This window comes from Streptomyces sp. NBC_00659 (genome assembly GCF_036226925.1).
In the GTDB taxonomy this organism is placed as follows: domain Bacteria; phylum Actinomycetota; class Actinomycetes; order Streptomycetales; family Streptomycetaceae; genus Streptomyces.
Map to the genome: position 1 here is coordinate 5,744,108 of NZ_CP109031.1, position 18,564 is coordinate 5,762,671.

The 18,564-nt window shown below is 70.9% G+C and carries 16 protein-coding genes; 11 read left to right on the plus strand and 5 right to left on the minus strand.

Translation table 11 applies throughout. From position 1 onward, the window contains the following. Positions 1–30 precede the first annotated feature (30 nt). The 4 genes from OG410_RS25210 to OG410_RS25225 are packed head-to-tail and all read right to left on the minus strand — an operon-like array spanning position 31 to position 5,510. On the minus strand, positions 31–2,337 hold the full coding sequence (locus OG410_RS25210; RefSeq protein WP_329301244.1) for a glycoside hydrolase family 3 N-terminal domain-containing protein: 2,307 nt from the start codon (positions 2,335–2,337) through the stop codon (positions 31–33). Between the two features lie 50 nt (positions 2,338–2,387). Continuing rightward, positions 2,388–3,287: a carbohydrate ABC transporter permease gene (locus OG410_RS25215; protein WP_329301245.1), complete on the minus strand. Its 900-nt coding sequence runs from the start codon at positions 3,285–3,287 to the stop codon at positions 2,388–2,390. Positions 3,288–3,291: 4 nt separating this feature from the next. Beyond that, complete coding sequence (locus OG410_RS25220) at positions 3,292–4,200, minus strand: carbohydrate ABC transporter permease (protein ID WP_443063904.1); 909 nt, start codon at positions 4,198–4,200, stop codon at positions 3,292–3,294. Between the two features lie 2 nt (positions 4,201–4,202). Beyond that, positions 4,203–5,510 (minus strand): ABC transporter substrate-binding protein, encoded by a 1,308-nt coding sequence (locus OG410_RS25225; RefSeq protein ID WP_329301246.1) that lies wholly within the window; start codon positions 5,508–5,510, stop codon positions 4,203–4,205. A 138-nt stretch (positions 5,511–5,648) separates the two neighbouring features. Here OG410_RS25225 and OG410_RS25230 point away from each other — a divergent pair, with 138 nt between their 5' ends. The 8 genes from OG410_RS25230 to OG410_RS25265 all read left to right on the plus strand — a co-directional run bounded on the left by OG410_RS25230 (position 5,649) and on the right by OG410_RS25265 (position 15,478). Further along, positions 5,649–6,677, plus strand: a complete 1,029-nt coding sequence (locus tag OG410_RS25230) for a LacI family DNA-binding transcriptional regulator (protein WP_329301247.1) — start codon at positions 5,649–5,651, stop codon at positions 6,675–6,677. Between the two features lie 357 nt (positions 6,678–7,034). Further along, entirely contained in the window at positions 7,035–8,417 is a 1,383-nt protein-coding gene (locus OG410_RS25235; RefSeq protein ID WP_329301248.1) for an endo-1,4-beta-xylanase, read from the plus strand. A gap of 191 nt (positions 8,418–8,608) precedes the next feature. Continuing rightward, complete coding sequence (locus tag OG410_RS25240) at positions 8,609–9,625, plus strand: LCP family protein (protein WP_443063905.1); 1,017 nt, start codon at positions 8,609–8,611, stop codon at positions 9,623–9,625. A 281-nt stretch (positions 9,626–9,906) separates the two neighbouring features. After that, positions 9,907–10,776, plus strand: coding sequence for a hypothetical protein (locus OG410_RS25245; RefSeq protein ID WP_329301249.1), 870 nt, complete (start codon positions 9,907–9,909; stop codon positions 10,774–10,776). A gap of 59 nt (positions 10,777–10,835) precedes the next feature. Then, positions 10,836–11,414: a Uma2 family endonuclease gene (locus tag OG410_RS25250; protein WP_329301250.1), complete on the plus strand. Its 579-nt coding sequence runs from the start codon at positions 10,836–10,838 to the stop codon at positions 11,412–11,414. 170 nt (positions 11,415–11,584) lie between these two features. After that, positions 11,585–11,941 carry a YciI family protein gene (locus OG410_RS25255; RefSeq protein ID WP_328670958.1) on the plus strand — a complete coding sequence of 119 codons (357 nt, stop codon included), beginning with the start codon at positions 11,585–11,587 and terminating at the stop codon, positions 11,939–11,941. An 80-nt stretch (positions 11,942–12,021) separates the two neighbouring features. Next, entirely contained in the window at positions 12,022–13,305 is a 1,284-nt protein-coding gene (locus OG410_RS25260; protein ID WP_329301251.1) for an RNA polymerase sigma factor, read from the plus strand. Positions 13,306–13,456: 151 nt separating this feature from the next. Further along, complete coding sequence (locus OG410_RS25265) at positions 13,457–15,478, plus strand: cell wall-binding repeat-containing protein (RefSeq protein WP_329301252.1); 2,022 nt, start codon at positions 13,457–13,459, stop codon at positions 15,476–15,478. Here the strand turns inward: OG410_RS25265 and OG410_RS25270 are convergent. Then, entirely contained in the window at positions 15,456–16,649 is a 1,194-nt protein-coding gene (locus OG410_RS25270) for a class I SAM-dependent methyltransferase (protein ID WP_329301253.1), read from the minus strand. The two genes, OG410_RS25265 and OG410_RS25270, sit on opposite strands and share 23 nt — an antisense overlap. A 157-nt stretch (positions 16,650–16,806) precedes the next feature. On the opposite strand from OG410_RS25270, the gene OG410_RS25275 reads away from it, so the two are divergent. The 3 genes from OG410_RS25275 (at position 16,807) to groES (ending at position 18,425) form a co-directional block, all read left to right on the plus strand. Continuing rightward, complete coding sequence (locus tag OG410_RS25275; RefSeq protein ID WP_329301254.1) at positions 16,807–17,055, plus strand: hypothetical protein; 249 nt, start codon at positions 16,807–16,809, stop codon at positions 17,053–17,055. Beyond that, a complete protein-coding gene (locus OG410_RS25280) occupies positions 17,052–17,804 on the plus strand; it encodes a polysaccharide deacetylase family protein (protein ID WP_329301255.1) in 753 nt (250 codons plus the stop codon). Before OG410_RS25275 ends, OG410_RS25280 begins: the two co-directional genes overlap by 4 nt. Before the next feature lie 312 nt (positions 17,805–18,116). Then, entirely contained in the window at positions 18,117–18,425 is a 309-nt protein-coding gene (gene groES, locus OG410_RS25285) for a co-chaperone GroES (RefSeq protein ID WP_266761820.1), read from the plus strand. Positions 18,426–18,564: the final 139 nt, after the last annotated feature.

The window sequence follows — 18,564 nt, forward strand, 5'->3', positions numbered from 1 at the left end:
TGCCGGCTCCCCGGAGTGCCCTCCGTCGGATCAGGACACCTGCGCGACCTCGGACTCGCAGCGCATGCGCCGGTCCGTGCCGAGCTTCCGCACCGGACCCGTCAGGTTCAGCCGGGCCGTGTGGCGCACGTCCGCGCTGGAGGCGGCGAGCCGCAGCTCCAGGGCGCCCGGTTCGACGACCCGGGTGCCGGTGCGGTCGGTGAACGCCGAGAGGTCCGCGTGGAAGCGGAACGTCACCCGGCGGGCCTCACCCGGTGCCAGGTCCAGGCGCCGGTAGCCGATCAGCCGCACGTCCGGGCGGGTCACCGAGGCCACCGGGTCGTGCAGGTAGAGCTGGACGACCTCGGCGCCCGCGCGCTCACCGGTGTTGCGGACGGTCACCGACACGTCGTACGAACCGTCGGTGCCGATCCCGGTCTCGGGAACCTCGGCCGGCTCCCAGTCGAACGAGGTGTACGAGCGGCCGTGGCCGAACGGGTACAGCGGCGTCGGGTCCAGGTTGCTGACCTCGCCCGCCAGGCCCAGCGGCGGCTGGAGATACGTCCACGGCTGGCCGCCCGGGTCGCGCGGCACGCTCACCGGCAGCCTGCCCGAAGGGCCGACCCGGCCGGACAGCACGCCCGCCACCGCGGGGCCGCCCTCCTCGCCCGGGAAGAACGCCTGGACCACGCCGCCGAGACGGTCCTGCCAGCGGCCCAGCGCGTAGGGGCGACCGGTGAGCAGCACCAGGACCACCGGGACCCCCGTGGCGACCAGGGCGTCCAGCAACTCGCCCTGCACACCCGGCAGGCCGAGGTCGGCCACGTCGCAGCCCTCGCCGGAGGTGCCCTGGCCGAACAGCCCGGCCCGGTCGCCGAGCACCGCCACGCACACGTCGGCCTCGGCGGCCCGCGCCACCGCCTCCTCGAAACCGGACCGGTCCGCGTCCGAGACCCCGCAGCCCTGCGCGAACGTCACCTTGGCGTCCGGCAGTTCGGCGCGCAGCGCGTCGAGCACGGTCGGGATGTCCACACCTGTGGGCACCTCGGGGTGGTGCGTGAGCACGTGCGAGGGGAACGAGTAGCAGCCGAGCATCGCCAGGGGGTCCGCCGCGCGGGGACCGACCACCGCGATCCGGGTGTCCGGGGCCAGCGGCAGCACGCCGTCCGCGTTGTCCAGCAGGACCACCGACTCCTCGGCGAGCTTGCGGGCGAGCGCCCGGTTGCCCGGGGAGTCCAGGTCGACGGTCCGGCCGGTCTCCGGCCGCCAGTCCTCGTCCAGCAGGCCGAGTTCGCACTTCTGGAGCAGCACCCGGCGGGCCGCCCGGTCGATGAGCGACTCGGGGACGGTGCCCGCGCGGACGGCGGCCACCAGCGGCTCGCCGTAGCACTTCAGCGTGGGCAGCTCGACATCGATGCCGGCCTCCAGCGCCTTGTGCGCCGCCTCGGCCTCGGTGCCGGCCACCCGGTGCAGCGTCTGGAGGAAGCCGACACCGAAGTAGTCCGAGACCACCGTGCCGGTGAAGCCCCACTCGTCGCGCAGCAGCTCGGTCAGCAGCTGCGGGTCGGCCGACGCCGGGACGCCGTCCGTGTCGTTGTAGGCGGCCATCACCGAACGGGCGCCGCCCTCGCGGAGCGCCATCTCGAACGGCGGCAGCGTGATGTCGGCGAGCTCGCGCACACCCGCTCGCACCGGCGCCAGGTTCCGGGCGCCGGCCGAGGCCGCGTACCCGGCGAAGTGCTTGAGCGTGGCCACGATCCCGGCCGACTCCAGGCCGCGTACGTAGGCGGTGGCGACGGTGCCGACCAGGTACGGGTCCTCGCCGATGGTCTCCTCCACCCTGCCCCAGCGCAGGTCGCGGACCACGTCCAGGACCGGTGCGAGGCCCTGGTGGACGCCGACCGAGCGCAGGTCCTCGCCGATGCGCCGGCCCAGCTCCTCCACCAGCTCCGGGTGGAAGGTGGCGCCCCAGGACAGCGGGACCGGGTACGCCGTCGCCTGCCAGGCCGTGAAGCCCGCCAGGCACTCCTCATGGGCGACCGCGGGTATGCCGAAGCGGCTCGCTTCGATGATCCGGCGCTGGGCGCGGGCAAGGGCCTGCGCGCCCAGCGCCGGGTCCACGGGGGCGGTGCCGAAGGAGCGGGTGAGCTGGCCGAGACCGAGGGTGATCAGCTCGTCCCAGTCGTGGTCGGAGGACATCTCGCTCTGGAGCGGGGCGACTCCGCCGCCGTCCGTGTCGGCGCCCACCCACACGCCGTAGAGCTGGGCGGTCTTCTCCTCCAGGGTCATCCGGGAGAGCAGGTCGTCGACGCGGGTCGCGGCGGGCAGGGCGGGATCGCGCCAGGGAGCGGTGGTCATGGAACTCCTGTCGGGGAAAGGGGGGTTCGAGCGCCCCTGGTCGTACACGTTCACTTGCCGCCCACACCCATGAGGCCGCCGACCAGCGCGCGGCGGGCCACCAGGTACACGATGAAGATCGGGGCACCGGAGAGGACGACCGAGGCGAGGATCGCGGGAATGTTCACGCCGAATTCGCTCACGTAGTTGAACAGGCCGAGGGTCAGCACCCGTGGTCCGTCGGACTGGGTGAAGATCAGCGGGAAGAGGAAGCCGTTCCAGGCCTGGAGCGCCGCGTAGATGACGACGGTGCTGATGCCGCCCTTGGACATCGGGATGACGAGCTGGAACAGCATCCGGGTGGTGGAGGCGCCGTCCAGCGCCATCGCCTCGTACATCTCCTCCGAGATGTCCCGCAGGGTGCCGGTGAGGATCAGCACCGACACCGGCATGGCGAACGCGGCCGTGGGCAGCACGATCGCGAGCAGGCTGTCGTAGAGGTTCAGCTTGGCGATCATCAGGTAGAGCGGCACCACGACGGCCTGCGCCGGGATCGCCACGCCCAGCAGGAACAGCCGGAACGCTGCCCCCGACCAGACGCTGCGGGTCCGCACGGCCACGTACGACAGCGGGACGCACAGCACCAGGACGATCAGGACGACGCCGGCCGCGGCCAGCACCGTGTTCCACAGCAGGTGGCCGAAGCCGTTGTGCAGGACGGTGTTGTAGTTGTCCAGGGTCGGATGGGACGGCGGCTTCAGGGCGTTGTGGCCCAGCGCCTCGTCCTGGTGGGTGAGCGAGGCCGAGAACATCGCGTAGATCGGGATGATCACGACGGCCAGCCAGATCAGCGAGCCGGCGCCGGCGAGCGGGTTGGCGCGCCTGGCCCAGTGCCCGCGGCGGCGCGCGGGCCGCTCGGCCGTCGTGGCGGAGTCCGTCTTCACGGGACGGGGCAGAGTGTCGTGTGACATGGCGTCACATCCCTTCCCTGGTACTGCGCATCGCGCCGAAGCCGGACAGCTTCACCATCAGCAGGGACAGCGCGGTCGCCGCGAGCACCAGGAACGAGGCGACGGCGCTCGCGTAGCCGAAGTCGTAGCTCTTGAAGCCCGCCTCGTACATCAGGTACGGCAGGATCGCCGTGTCGGTGCCCGGACCGCCCTGGGTGAGGATCAGGACCGTCTCGAAGTACGTCAGCGAACCGACGACCATCAGCACACCGGACGTCGTCGCGGTGTTGCGGAGCTGCGGCAGGGTGATCGAGAAGAACTGCCGCAGGCGCCCGGCCCCGTCGATCGCCGCCGCCTGGTAGAGCACCTCGGGGATCTGCCGTGCCCCGCCCTGGTAGATCAGGGTGTGGAAGGGGATGAACTGCCAGCCGCCGACGAACACGATCGCGAGGAACGCGCCGCTGGTCGTGCCCAGGGTGTCCTTGTGGATGATGCCGAAGTTCGGGTCGAGGAGCGCGTAGAACAGCAGCGAGATCGCCGTCGACGACAGCAAGAACGGCACGAAGAAGATCGCCGAGAGGACCGCGCGGTTGCGCTGCCTGCCAGCCGCCCACACCCCGAGCAGCAGGGAGATCACCGTCTGGAACGCCCAGCTCACCACGGTCAGTCCGACGGTGACCGTCAGGGACTGGGTGAGCCGGTCGTCGCTCAGCAGCTTGCGCCAGTTGGCCAGACCGGCCGGCTGCGGATCGCCCAGGCCGTTCCATCTGGTGAACGACAGGTAGAAGGCCAGGACCATCGGGGCGAGGGCGAAGAACGCGAAGAACAGGACGCCGGGGAGGGCCAGCGCCGCGCTCGGGCGGCCGGCCCTGTTGCGCCGGGCGGAGCGGGGGCGGCCCGCGTCGTTCCGCGGGCCGCCCTTGACCTGCGACACGCTCACTTCAGCTCCTTGAGCGCCGACACGAACTGCGTCGGCGAGGACTTGCCCACGAACAGCTTGTTGACCTCGGTGAGCATCGGCGTCGACACGTCCGGGTCGACCGCCTGGTCCCAGCTCAGCGTGAACGCCGGGGCCTGCTGCACCATCTGGTACTGGAACTTGGCGAACTCCGGGTTCGGCGAGGCGTCCAGGAGGGTCGCCGCGTTCGAGGTGGCCGGGACGTCACCGTTGGCGATGAGTTCCTTCGTGTACGCCAGGGAGGCGGAGTCCCGCAGGAAGGCGATCGCCGCGTCCTTGTTGGAGGTACGGGCGTTCACCGACCAGTAGTTGGTCGGGTTGCCGACCACGTTGCGGATGTCGCCGGCGCCGCCCTCGATCTGCGGGAAGGCGCACCAGCCCAGGTTCTTCTTGGCGAAGTCCGGGAACTTGCCGAGCTGCGTGGAGTACTCCCACGAACCCATCAGGTGCATCGCCGCCTTGCCCTTGGCGAAGACCGCGGGTGCGCCACCGTTGCCGTAGCCCACCGAGCTGTAGCCCTTGCCGAAGGCTCCGTCGTCGATCAGTTCCTTGACCGTCTGGGCGGCCTTGAGGACGGCCGGGTCGCCCCAGGCGGTGGCGTCACCGTTCTTGATCTTCTCGAAGACCTGGGGGCCGCCGATCCGGTCGACCAGATACTCCAGCCACATCAGCTCGGGCCAGATGTCCGCTCCACCCAGGGCGAACGGCGTGATGCCCGCCTTCTTCAGCTTGGTGTTGATGTCCAGCAACTGGTCCCAGGTGGTGGGCGGCTGGAGCTTGTTCTCCTCGAAGACGGTCTTGTTGTAGAAGAGGATCACGGGCTGCATGCCACGCATCGGCACGCCGTAGTTCTTGCCGTCCAGCCCGCCCGACGCCAGCACCGACGGCAGGAAGCCGCTCTTGAGCACGGAGTCGGACGTGATGACGTCGGTCAGGTCGACGAGCTGGCCGGCCTCGCGGTAGGCCTTGATGGAGCCGCCGCCCCAGTTGAAGAACACGTCGGGGGCGTTGGGCGAGCCCATCGCCGTACGCAGCTTGGCCGGGTAGTCGGTGGCGGGCACCTTCTGGAGCTTGATCGTGCCCTTGGCCTTCTTCGCGGCGGCCGACGCGTTGAACCGGTTCACGGACTTGACCTGGATCTTCGCCGCGTCGTCGCCGTATACGAACGCGGTGAGCGTCCCGTCGGCGCCCGAGCCGCCGCCGGAGCCGCAGGCGGTGAGCCCGCCGGCAGAAGCCAGGGCTGCCGTGCCCGCGCCGAGGAACCAACGTCTGCTGTAGGACTCCATAGGACGGCACCTCTCGGTAGGCGCGAAGGATCGCCGGTGATCCATCGCGAATGTTTCGAGTTATTTTTCGAATGTTCCGGGAAGGTAAGGCGATCCGGTAGGCCCGTCAAGGGGTCGCGCAGAGATACGATCGCCGCCATGAAGCCTGGGAAGTCCGCAGAACCACAGACGGCGACGCTGGCCGAGATCGCCCGGGAGGCCGGTGTCTCGGCTCCGACTGTTTCGAAAGTCCTCAACGGCCGCGCCGACGTCGCCCCCGCGACCCGCTCCCGCGTAGAGGAGCTGCTGCACGCCTACGGCTACCGCCGCCGCCGTGCCGAGGCCTCCCGCTCCCCGCTGATCGACCTGGTCTTCCACGAACTGGAGAGCGCCTGGGCGATGGAGGTCATCCGGGGCGTGGAGAACGTCGCCAGGGACGCCGGCCTCAGCGTGGTGCTCTCCGAGTCCGCCGGGCGGCTCACCCCCGGCCGGACCTGGGCCGACCAGGTCGCCGCCCGCCGCCCGCACGGCGTGGTGCTCGTCCTCTCGGGCCTCGACGACTCCCAGCGCGCCCTGCTGAACAGCCGCTCCATCCCGTTCGTGGTGATGGACCCGGCGGGCGACCCCGGGGTCGACGTGCCCTCCATCGGCGCCACCAACTGGCAGGGCGGCCTCGCCGCCACCCGCCACCTCGTCGAACTCGGCCACACCCGGATCGGCGCCATCAGCGGGCCGTCACGGATGATGTGCAGCCGGGCACGCGTCGACGGCTACCGCGCGGCGCTGGAGACGGCCGGGCTGCCGGTCGACCCCTCGCTGATCGTCGCCGGGGACTTCCACCACGAGGCCGGCCACCGGATCGGCCTCGACCTGCTGCGCCGCCCCGACCGGCCCACGGCCGTCTTCGCCGGCAACGACCTCCAGGCGCTCGGCCTCTACGAGGCGGCCCGTGAACTGGGGCTGCGCATTCCCGAGGACCTCAGCGTCGTCGGCTTCGACGATCTGCCGGTGGCGCGCTGGGTGGGGCCGCCGCTGACGACCGTACGGCAGCCGCTCACGGAGATGGCCGAGGCGGCGGCGAAGCTGGTGCTCGACCTGAGCCGCCAGGAAAGGCCGTCGGCCGGGACGAGGATGGAACTGGCGACGAGCATGGTCGTGCGCAGCAGCACGGGGGCGCCTCCGGCGTGAGGCCGGACGCCTCCGGTAGCTCGCCCCTGTCGTTCGCGGTTCGGTCCGGTGGGTGGGTCGGGGCCGTGCCGGTGCATCAGCCCGTCGCCGTTGGATGAGGCGTGGCCGTCGGTGGCGACGGGCATCGATGTACCGGCACGGCCCCTTCCGTGCGCTGCTGACCGCGGGTGCTTCGTGGTGGCCGTTCGGCCTTTCGGCCCCGGGGCGGGGGGCGTGAGGCCTGTGTGTGGCGTGGGGCCGGGGTGGCCGGATCGGCTCGAAGTCGGCCTGGGGACCGTATTGACGGGTGGGGCATCCCCCTCCACACTCCTGCGAAGTCAATCGGTTGTACAGCCGAAACTTTCGGAGGCACCCGCCATGAGAACCTCCCGAACCCGTTTCTCCAGAACCCGCCCCTTACGCCGCAGCGTCGCCGCCCTGTTCGCCGGGGTGGTCACGGTGGCCGCCCTGCTCGCGGCCGGTACGACGGCGCACGCCGCCGGCACCCCGCTGCGCGACCTCGCCGCCGCCAAGGGCAAGGTCATCGGCACCGCCGTCACCGGCTCCAAACTGACCGGGACCTACGGCGACATCGCCGGGGGCCAGTTCAACTCGCTGACCCCGGGCAACGCGATGAAATGGGGCACCGTCGAGCCCACCCGGGGCAGCTTCAACTGGGCCGAGGCCGACCAGATCGTCGCGTTCGCGCAGGCCCACAGCCAGCAGGTGCGCGGTCACACCCTGGTCTGGCACAGCCAGAACCCGAGCTGGCTGACCAACGGCACCTGGACGACCACCGAGCTGAGCGGTCTGCTCCAGGACCACATCACCACCGAAGTCACCCGCTACAAGGGGAAGCTGGCCGCCTGGGACGTGGTCAACGAGCCCTTCAACGAGGACGGCACCTACCGCTCGACCCTCTGGTACAACGGCCTCGGCGCCGACTACATCGCCCAGGCGCTGACCTGGGCGCACGCCGCCGACCCGAGCGCCAAGCTCTACATCAACGACTACAACGTCGAGGGTGTCAACGCCAAGAGCACCGCCCTGTACGACCTGGTCAAGTCCCTGAAGGCGCGCGGTGTCCCGATCGACGGCGTCGGCCTCCAGGCCCATCTCATCCTCGGCCAGGTCCCCGGCACCCTCCAGCAGAACATCCAGCGCTTCGCCGACCTCGGTGTCGACGTCGCGATCACGGAGCTGGACGTCCGGATGCAACTCCCCTCCGACAGCACCAAATTGGCCCAGCAGGCCGCCGACTACAAGGCCGTGTTCGACGCCTGTGTCGCGGTGACCCGCTGCTACGGCGTGACCGTCTGGGGCTTCACCGACTCCGACTCCTGGATCCCGGACGTCTTCTCGGGCTACGGAGCGGCGACCCCGTACGACGAGAACTACGCGCCCAAACCGGCGTACGACGCGATCGCGGCCTCGCTCGGCGGAGGAACCACGACACCGCCGCCCACAGGAGCGTGCACGGCGACGTACAGCGTCCAGAGCCAGTGGAACACCGGGTTCACGGGGCAGGTGCGCATCGCGTGCTCCGGGGCCGCGCTCTCCTCGTGGAAGGTCACCTGGACGTACGGCGCGGGCCAGCGGATCACCCAGGCCTGGAACGCGACCTGCACCCAGACCGGCGCGGCGGTGAGCTGTGCCAACGCCTCCTACAACGGGACCGTCTCGGACGGGGGTTCGGTGACGCTCGGGTTCAACGCGTCCTGGAGCGGGAGCAATCCGGTGCCCACGGTGACGCTGGGCTGAAGGTTGTACCGAGGCCGGTATGAGGTGGGGCTGAGTCCGGGCTGAGAAGCGTGAGATTCTCCCAAGAAAATCGTTTCGAGCCTCTTTCCCTAACAGTCCCCTAATAATTCGGACTTACGTTCCTCCTCGTGACGGGACACAAGGACATCGGGGACGGGGACGGGGCCGGGGTCGGGGACGGGGTCGGTCCGGTGGGCCGGCGGTCGTGGGTACTGAAGGCCGCCGGCCTCACCCTGGCGGGACTGCTGGTGCTGGGCGTCGGCACGGCGGGCTGGGCCTACTGGCATCTGAACCAGAACATCAAGAGCGTCGACATCAACAGCGCGCTCGGCGACGACCGCCCGGCGAAGGCGGTGGTGACGCCCTCGGCCCCGGCGTCCGCCTCGGCCTCCCCGCTTCCCAGTGGCGCCCTGAACATCCTGGTCCTCGGCTCCGACTCGCGCAGCGGCAAGGCGAACGCGAAGCTCGGCGGCGGGGACAGCTCCGGCGCCCGTTCCGACACGGCGATGGTCGTGCACATCGACGAGGGGCGCACCCGGGCGACCGTGGTGAGCATCCCCCGGGACACCCTGGTGACCCGGCCTGCCTGCCCCACCTCCTCCGGGGGGACGACGGCGGTGGCCTACAACGCGATGTTCAACAGCGCCTATGCGATCGGCGGCCCGGTCTGCGCGGTGAAGACGGTGGAGTCCCTCACCGACGTCCGCATGGACCACTACATCGAGATCGACTTCTCCGGCTTCGCCGCCCTCGTGGACGCGCTCGGCGGGGTCACGGTCACCACGGACGAGGACATCGACGACGACAAGAGCCATCTGCATCTCACCGCGGGCGAGCACCACCTCGACGGCACGAAGGCACTGGCCCTCGCCCGCACCCGTCACGGCATAGGCGACGGCAGCGACCTGGGCCGCATAGGCCTCCAACAGAAGCTCGTGAAGGCCCTGTTGGGGCAGATCTCGTCGGCCGGTCTGCTCACCGACCCGGCCAAGCTCTACAGCGTCGCGAACGCGGTGACCGGCAGTCTGACGACGGACACCGGGCTGAACTCCCTCGGCGAGCTGATGAAGCTCGGCCAGAGCCTGAAGTCCCTCTCCTCCGACGAGGTCACGACGGTGATGATGCCGGTGGTGACGGCTCCCTCGGACCGCAACCGCGTGGTCGCGAACGAGCCGGAGGCGAGCGACCTGTGGGCCTCGCTGAAGTGACGCCCGGACTCGGTTGAAACTACTGATCGACGGTCCGCGGGACTTGAGTTTCGGGGCTCGGGATTCGAGCCTCTTTTGTATGGAATGGGTGGGAGGTCCAACCCACCCACCCTCCCTTGCCGACGGCCGAAGTGCCGTCCGGGCCAGGGGATATGACTTTTCGTGATCGGGTCGCGGCGGAGCGTGGCGGACGTGTAGCGTGCGCCGGGAAAACTTCGACCCCCGTGGGTGTTGGCGCACCGCGCGGGGGTCTGACCAAAGAGATCGAAAGAGGTCGATCCATGGCTGTCGCCCAGCCTAGTGCTGCCCTGCGCCCGTCCGCTCATCCCCTGGCCAATCCGGGCTACGGAAAAAGGTCGGCGCCCGACCAAACCCCACGGACGGGTCGCGACTTCGCACATCTGCCCACCCGCGAGGCATCGATCGCGACGTACATCGACCGGCTCGCCGACGAGTCGGACCTCTCCATCAAGACACTCGCCAAGCACCTCCCGTACGGCCAGTGCGCCCTCTCCACCGCCCTCAACAACCTCTCCGCGGCAGGGCATTTGCGCAGGGTGCGCCGCCCAGTCACCGTCGACGGCTGCCCCCGCTGGGTCTGGCACACCTTCTTCTCGCGCACCGCGCACGACGACACCTGGTGGAACTCCTTCCTCGCCGGGGAGACGCCGGTGACCGAGCGGCCCGTGGCAGCGGCGGCGCGCTCGACCGCCTACGGCCTGCTGTCCCGGCTCGGCCGGATCGACGCCCGCCTGACGTTGTCGGCGGGGGAGTGCGCGGCACTGGAGGGGGAGGCCGCCGAGTGGTTCGCGCGGGGCGCGGGTGAGCCGCAGCTCGTCCAGGCGCTGACGGCGGGGCTCCCGGAGCGTGTGGCGCACGCGTACGCCTTCGTACGCGCCCGGCTGCTCGCCAAGCTGCCCCCGCGACCCGAGCCGCAGCCACCGACGCCCCGTTACGAGGTCGTGTGCACGGCCTGCGGTGAGCCGGGCAGGGACGGTGTCGAGCTGCGGGGCGGGTTGTGCGGGGGGTGCCGGGGCGGACGGCCTGCCCTCGCGGCGCATGAGGTGCGTGCCCATGTCGGACGGCTGCGTGCTGTGTTGCGCGCAGGGGCACCTGCGAACACGGGGACGGAGAAAGGAACAGGCACATGACGACCTTGCAGCACGGTCCGCCCGTGACCGGGGCAGGATGGAGGGGAGGAGGCGACGCCATGACCCGCAGCACAGCCGACCGGCCCCAGATGCTCGTCGAGGAGTTCGAAGAACTCGCCCGCAACGCGCCCGAGCTTGTGCGGCTGGAGTTCATCAACGGAAAGGTCGTGGTCAAGCCCGTGCCGGACGGTAACCACAACGAGGTCATCGCCTGGCTTCAGCAGGTCTGTATGCAGCACCGGCCCGATCTCTGGCTGTACGGAGAGCAGGGCCTGAAGGTCGAGGAGTACCGCAACGGACGGGCGAAGGCGGACGGCGTCCTGGCACCCCGGCGGCACTTCGTCGGGACGCGTGAGTGGGCGGATCCGGACGGTGTCCTGATGGCGGTCGAGGTCACTTCGCACGATGGGGACGCTGTTCGGCGGGACCACATCGACAAGCCGGACGGTTACGCCGCCGCGGGCATCCCCGTCTACGTCCTGATCGACAGGCAGGCGGGCAGCGTCATCGTCCACGCGGAGCCCGAGGGCGGTCAGTACCGCTGCATCACGACCCGTCCTTACGGAACAGCCGTCGAACTGCCGGAGCCCGTCGGTTTCACCCTGGAGACCGCTGAGCTCAAGGACTTCGCCGACTGACCCGAACCCCTGATGTCCCGATTCCCCCGATCGATCCGTCCGGGCCCGCCCCGGGAAAGAAACCAAAGAAATCCGGGGACGGTGTCGAAGCAGGTGTCTCCCGTTCGACGCACGGGTGAGAGGCAGGGAGAAGCCCCGCCTCCGAGGCACCACGGACACGAGGAGTCACCATGCCCCGCTATCTTTCGCTGGTCCAGATCGACGAGAGCACCGCGCCCGCCGAGGGTCCCAGCCCCGAACTGATGCAGCGGATGGGCGAGCTCATCGAGGAGGTCACCAAGGCGGGCGTCATGCTGGAGACCGACGGCCTGGCCCCCACCGCGCAGGGCAAGCGCGTCCACTGGTCGGGTGGGCAACTGTCCGTCACCGACGGTCCCTTCACCGAGTCCAAGGAGGTCGTCGGCGGCTACGCGATCATGCAGTGCAAGGACATGGACGAGGCCGTGGAGTGGACCAAGCGCTTCCTGAAGGTGCACGAGGAGTTCTGGACGGTCACCTGCGAGGTGCGGGAGATCGCCGGGGGCTGAGCGGCTCCTCGGCCTGAGCGGCTTCTCGGCCCGAGCGGTCTCCTTGGCCTGACGCCGCCGCGGGTGTCTGATGGTGAACTGTGGAACAGCAGCCCGGAGGAACCCCCGCCGGCGGCGTCGACACGGCCGTCGAGACCATCTTCCGTATCGAGTCGCCCCGCGTCATCGCGCGCGTCGCCCGGATCGTCCTCGACGTCGGCATCGCCGAGGAACTCGCCCAGGACGCCCTGGTCGCGGCGCTGGAGCAGTGGCCGCGGGACGGCGTGCCCGACAACCCGGGTGCCTGGCTGACGGCCACGGCCAAGCACCGGGCGATCGACCTCGTACGCCGCCGGGAGCGCTACGCGCGCAAGCTGGAGGAGGTCGGGCGGGACCTCTCCTTGTCGGCTCCGCACCACATCGACGAACCCTCCGATCCGGACGACATCGACGACGACCTGCTGCGCCTGGTCTTCACCGCCTGTCACCCCGTCCTGTCCGCCGAGGCCCGCATCGCGCTCACCCTGCGGCTCCTCGGCGGACTGACGACGTCCGAGATCGCCCGCGCCTTCCTCGTCCCGGAGCCGACGATCGCCCAGCGCATCGTCCGGGCCAAGCGGACGCTCGCGACGAAGGGGGTCGCCTTCGAGGTGCCGTACGGTCCTGACCGCGAAGCCCGGCTCGGGTCCGTACTGGAGGTCATCTATCTCGTCTTCAACGAGGGGTACGCGGCGACGGCGGGCGACGACCTGCTCCGTCCGGCGCTGTGCGAGGACGCGCTCCGGCTGGCCCGGGTACTCGCCGAGCTGATGCCCAAGGAGCCCGAGGTGCACGGGCTCGCCGCCCTGCTGGAACTCCAGGAGTCCCGGGCGGCCGCGCGCACCGGGCCCGGCGGTGAACCGGTCCTGCTCAAGGACCAGAACCGCCGCCGCTGGAACCGGATGCTGATCCGCCGGGGCTTCACCGCGCTGGGCCGCGCCAACGCCGTCGCCGCCGGCAGCCCGGGGCCGTACGTCCTCCAGGCCACCATCGCCGCCTGCCACGCCCAGGCCTACGCCTACGAGGACACGGACTGGCCCCGGATCGCCACCCTGTACGGCTTGCTGGCGGCCCGCTTCCCGTCCCCCGTGATCGAACTGAACCGCGCCGTGGCCGTCTCGATGGCCCAGGGCCCGGGGCCCGCGCTCGTCATCGTCGACAGCCTCGCCGGTGAACCCGCCCTGCGCGACTACCACTTGCTGCCGAGCGTGCGCGGCGACCTGCTCGCCCGGCTGGGACGTACGGCGCAGGCACGGGCGGAGTTCGAGCGGGCTGCCTCGCTGGCGCGCAACGAGCGGGAGCGGGAGCTGCTGGTGGCGCGGGCCCGTGAGCTGCGGAGTTCGTGAGATTCCCGTTCGGTAACTGCGTTCCCAACGTGATCGGCAAGGGCTTACAGTGGCGCCGCTGCCGTACACGGGAAGGACGCTCTCCGTTCACCCGTAGGCCCCCGCGAGGCGTGGTCCGGCAGCCATCGCACCTACCCTGGGGGGTACACCCTTGAAGATTTCCGCGCGCCACAGACTCGTGGCGCTCACCGCGGCGACGGCCCTGGCCGCCGGTACCGCAATAGCCCTGGCGCCGGGCGCGTCGGCCGATGTCGCCGGGTGGCCGGCGGCCGACGGCAGGATCGCCGTCTCGAACGACGGCATCATGTCGGTGGACGTCGACGGCAACGGCGAGAAGCGCGTCTCGAACGGCTCCGACGACCAGACGCCCGCGTGGTCGCCCGACGGCAGCCGCGTCGTCTTCGAGTCGGCCGGAGGGCTGGGAACTGTCGGCCTCACCAGCCTCAGCGTGACGACGGTCTATTCGTCGGCATCGGGCAGCTCGGCCTCCCACCCCACGTACTGGACCTACGGCCGCAAGATCGTCTTCTCCGCGGCCAAGAAGCTCTACTCGATCCCGGCCGGCGGCGGTACCCCGGTCCGGCTGCTGGCCACCGGCGGCTGCGACCTCGTGCCGAGCGGCAACGCGACCGGCACGCTGCTGGCCTTCCAGCGCAACGGCACCGGCTGCACCACGACCACGCCGTCGGTCGTGCTCTACAACGCCGCCACCAAGACGGAGACCAAGCTCGCCGCGGGCGGCTCGCCCGCCATCTCACCCGACGGCACGAAGGTCGCCTTCATCCGCACCGTCGACGGTCACCGCCAGCTCTTCTCGATCAACACCGACGGCACCGGCGAGCGCCGTCTGACCGTTGACGCCGGTGACTACGACAGCCCCTCCTGGGCGCCCGCGAGCGACCGGCTCGTCGTGCACTTCGACCGGCCCACCAGTGGTGGCCGCCAGGAGAGCAATGTCGTCATGACGATCACAGCGGACACGGTGACGGAGGGACAGCCCTTCCCCTGGGGAGGCCGTTCGCCCGCCTGGCAGCCGCTGCGCAAGAACACCGTCGCCCGGGTCTGGGGCGCCGACGTCTACGGCAGCAACATCGCCGCGTCCCGCTGGACCTGGAACACGGTCGGCAGGAGCGAGCCGGGGCTGATGAACGCCTCGTCCGCCGTGCTCGTCTCCCAGGACAGCCAGTCGTACGCGCTGACGGCCCCCGCCCTCGCGGGCAAGAAGCACGGGCCGGTCCTGCTGACCCCGGGCACCTCGCTGTCGACGTCCGTGCAGAACGAGCTCAAGCGGACTCTCAAGCCGGGCGCGAGCGTCTACCTCGTCGGCGGCACGTCGATCCTCGGCAGCGCCGTCTCCACGAAGGTCACCGCGCTCGGTTTCGTCCCGAAGCGGCTGGCGGGCACCTCTCGCTACTCGACCTCGGTCGCCGTGGCGAAGTCGATCACCAGCGCGCCGGACTACGTCTTCATCGCGACCGGCAACGACTACCACTCGGCGCTCGCCGCCGCGTCGGCCGCGGGCGCGGACGGGACGAGCGGCAAGGCGGTCGTCGTGCTCAACGACGGCAACACGCTGACCTCGTCGGTGAAGTCGTACCTCAACGGCCTCGACCCGCGCGACACCTACATGATCCCGGTCGGCGCCTCGGCGAAGTACGCGCTCACGCACACGTCGTTCTCCCACTGGCCGTCGACGTACACCTACTACCCGGTCACGGCGAGCACCAACGCGGGCACCGCGGCCGCCCTCGCGCGGTTCTGGTGGGGCGGTCCGGGCAGCGTGTCCCTGGCCTCCACCGACAGCTGGCGCGGCGGCACCTCGGCCGCGGCGGCGATGAACGTCTTCGGCCCGCTGCTGTGGACGGACGTCACCACCCTGACCGCGGACACCAAGTCCTACCTGCTCAAGGGTGCCGCGAACATCAACGGCATCGGCGTCTTCGGCGGCACCGGCTCGGTGTCGGCGGCGGCGCTGAACTCCGCGGGCACGGTGATCAGCGCGAGCAGCAGCCAGTGGACGTACGCGCCCTACTACAACGGCGTTGAGCCGATGGCGAGTTCGTCCTCCGTCGCCGGGCCGGCCGTGGGCGCCTCGGCGGTGCGGACGGGCATGGCGCCGCGGTCCGTCACCGGGCCGGACCTCGGTCCGCTCAGCACCCGCCACCAGCAGTAGGCGGCTTGGCGGGTGCCCCCACCAGCATGGTCGGGGCGCCCGCCACCCGGGTCAGGAACACCGTCGCGGAGTGCGGGCCCTGCGGCTTCACCTTGCGCCGCAGTTCCTCCGGTTCGACGGCCGACCCGCGCTTCTTCACGGTCAGGACGCCGACCTCCCGCTCCCGCAACAGAGCCTTCAACTTCTTCACATTGAAGGGGAGTCGATCGGTGATCTCGTACGCGGAGGCGTACGGCGTCGGGCGCAGTTCGTCGGCCGTGACGTAGGCGATCGTCTCGTCGACCAGTCCGCCGTCCAGGTCCTCGGCCACCTCGGCGACCAGGTGTGCGCGGATGACGGCGCCGTCCGGCTCGTACAGATAGCGTCCGACGGTCCTGACCGCCGGGTCCGGCAGGCCGCGGCCGCGCAGTTCGCGCGGGCCCGGCAGCAGGGTGGCGCGCACCAGGCCCGGCTCCGTGCCGAACCAGAGCACCGCCTCCTTCACGTCCCCGCCGTCCGAGATCCACTCGGCCTCCGCCTCGGCGGGGACCGCCTCGTGCGGGATCCCGGGGGCGATCTTCAGTGCGGCGACCGGAGCGCGCAGGGCCGCCCCGACCGCCCAGGACAGCGGCGGCGAGTACGCCTCGGGGTCGAAGATCCGGCCCCGGCCGCCCCGGCGCGCCGGGTCCACGAAGACGGCGTCGTACGACGCGGTGTCCACCTGCGTCACATCCGTCTCGCGCACCTCGATCAGGTCCGTGAGCCCCAGCGCGTCGGCGTTCGCGCGGGCGGCGGCGGCCGTCAGCGGGTCGCGGTCGACGGCCAGGACGCGGATTCCGGCGCGGGCCAGCGCGATCGCGTCGCCGCCGATGCCGCAGCACAGGTCGGCGACGGAGCGGACCCCCAGGGCGCGCAGCCGCTCGGCGCGGTGCACGGCCACGGTCGTCCGGGTGGACTGCTCGACCCCGTTCGGGGTGAAGAACATCCGTCCGGCGTCCTCGGCCCCGAATTTCGCCGCCGCCCGCTGCCGCAGCCGTGCCTGGCCGAGGGCTGCCGAGACCAGTTCGGCGGGGTGGTCGCGGCGCAGCCGGGTGGCGACGGCCAGTTCCTGTGCCGGTTCGGTGGCGCGGACCTCGTCGAGCAGGGCGCGGCCCTCGGCGGTGAGGAGCGGGGCGAAGGAGACGTCGTTCACCCGGCCATTGTGGGCCAGTCGGTGGACGGTGTGCTTCCGGCGGCGGTGTCGGGGCCCCCGTGGGGGCGGTGGGCTGGGAGGATCCGGCTTCATGCGACCCGTACGACAAAATGATAAAACCGGTGCAAACGGGGCTGGTGCGCGCCGGGGAGTCGGCGTGGCCGCCCTCACTCTTCGCGCCTCCGGCTGCGCCTCCGGCTGCGCCGGGACCGGCTCGGCCTCCGTCCCCCGAGCCGGCGGTGCCGCGTCGGCCCACGCCCCGCGGGCCGCGCTCCTGGCGGGCCCCGCCCGCCCCCTCGCCGCCTGCGCGGACCGGCTGAGCCCGGCGCGGGCCCGGCGCGTCGACCGGCGGGCCCGGCGCGCCGGCCAGGGGTACGCGGTCGCGCGCCTGGAGGACTACCTGTGAGGGTGCGGGTGCCGGCCGCCGGGCTGCTCGTGGCGGTACTGCTCAGCGGCTGCGCGCAGTCCGTCGACCCCATCGAACGGCTCGGCAAGAAAGCGGCCCAGCGGGTGCACCCGACGGAGTCGGCGTACCGCCGCTGGGGTCTGGCCACCCCGCTCGCCCCCGCGCCGGACGTGCCCGCGCGGACCACCGCGCGTACCGCGGACACCGGACTGCCGCCCGTCGTGAACCAGGTGCGCACCCGCGACAAGGTGGTCTTCCTGACGTACGACGACGGGGCGGAGCGCGATCCGCGGTTCGCCGACATGGTCCGCGAACTGCGCCTGCCGGTCAGTGTGTTCCTCACGGACCGGGTCGCCGGCCCCGGGTACGGGCGCTTCGCGCGGCTGCGCGCGGTCGGCGTGAGCGTCCAGAACCACACCCTCGACCACGCCACCCTGCGCGGTCTGCCCTACACCGGCCAGCGCGCCGAGATCTGCGGACAGCAGGACAAGCTCACGCGGCGCTTCGGCGTCCGGCCCCGGCTGCTGCGGCCCCCGTACGGCCGGTACGACGACACCACCCTGCGCGCCGCCGCCGACTGCGGGGTCGCCGCGATCGTTCTCGGCAGGACGGCCGACGCACACCCGTTCCGGCCGGGCGACATCCTCTCCGGCCCCGCCGAACCCGAACTCACGGGCGCCACGCTCCGCCTGCTCCGCCGGATCCAGCGCGAGGGCTTCACCCTGGCGCGGCTGGAGAACTACCTCTAGTAAGGCGCCGACCGGAGAGCTGCCCCCGGGTCGACAGGGCGACCGGAAGGTTGCCCCCCCGGGTCGACCGGAGAGCTGCCCCGGGGAAGCGTCCATTCGGTGCGGTCCGGCACGTTCCGGTCCACGCCACGCCGACTGCCTTTGGCACTCCGCTTGACCGAGTGCTAATCACAGTCATAGTCTCAGGTCTGGCACTCCCCCCTGGAGAGTGCCAATAGCGACAGGCAGATCCGGCACCCGCGACGACGGATCCACCTGGTCGCCACCTCAGACAGTTAACCCCGTGAGATCTCCGAAGGGGGAGGTCGGATCGTGACGACCACCAGCTCCAAGGTTGCCATCAAGCCGCTTGAGGACCGCATTGTGGTCCAGCCGCTCGACGCCGAGCAGACCACGGCCTCCGGCCTGGTCATCCCGGACACGGCCAAGGAGAAGCCCCAGGAGGGCGTCGTCCTGGCCGTGGGCCCGGGTCGCATCGAGGACGGCAAGCGTGTCGAGCTCGACGTCGCCGTCGGCGACATCGTTCTCTACAGCAAGTACGGCGGCACCGAGGTGAAGTACAACGGCGAGGAGTACCTCGTCCTCTCGGCTCGCGACGTGCTCGCGATCATCGAGAAGTAATTCACCCGGTAAGGGCGTTCGGGGACTTCCCCCGGACAACCCCGCACCAAGCATTGCAGTGAACTGCGCCCCTGGCCCCCGCTACTTTCGATGAACCGGGCGCTGGGGGCGCCGTTCGTTTCTCCCAAGTTTTCCGAGA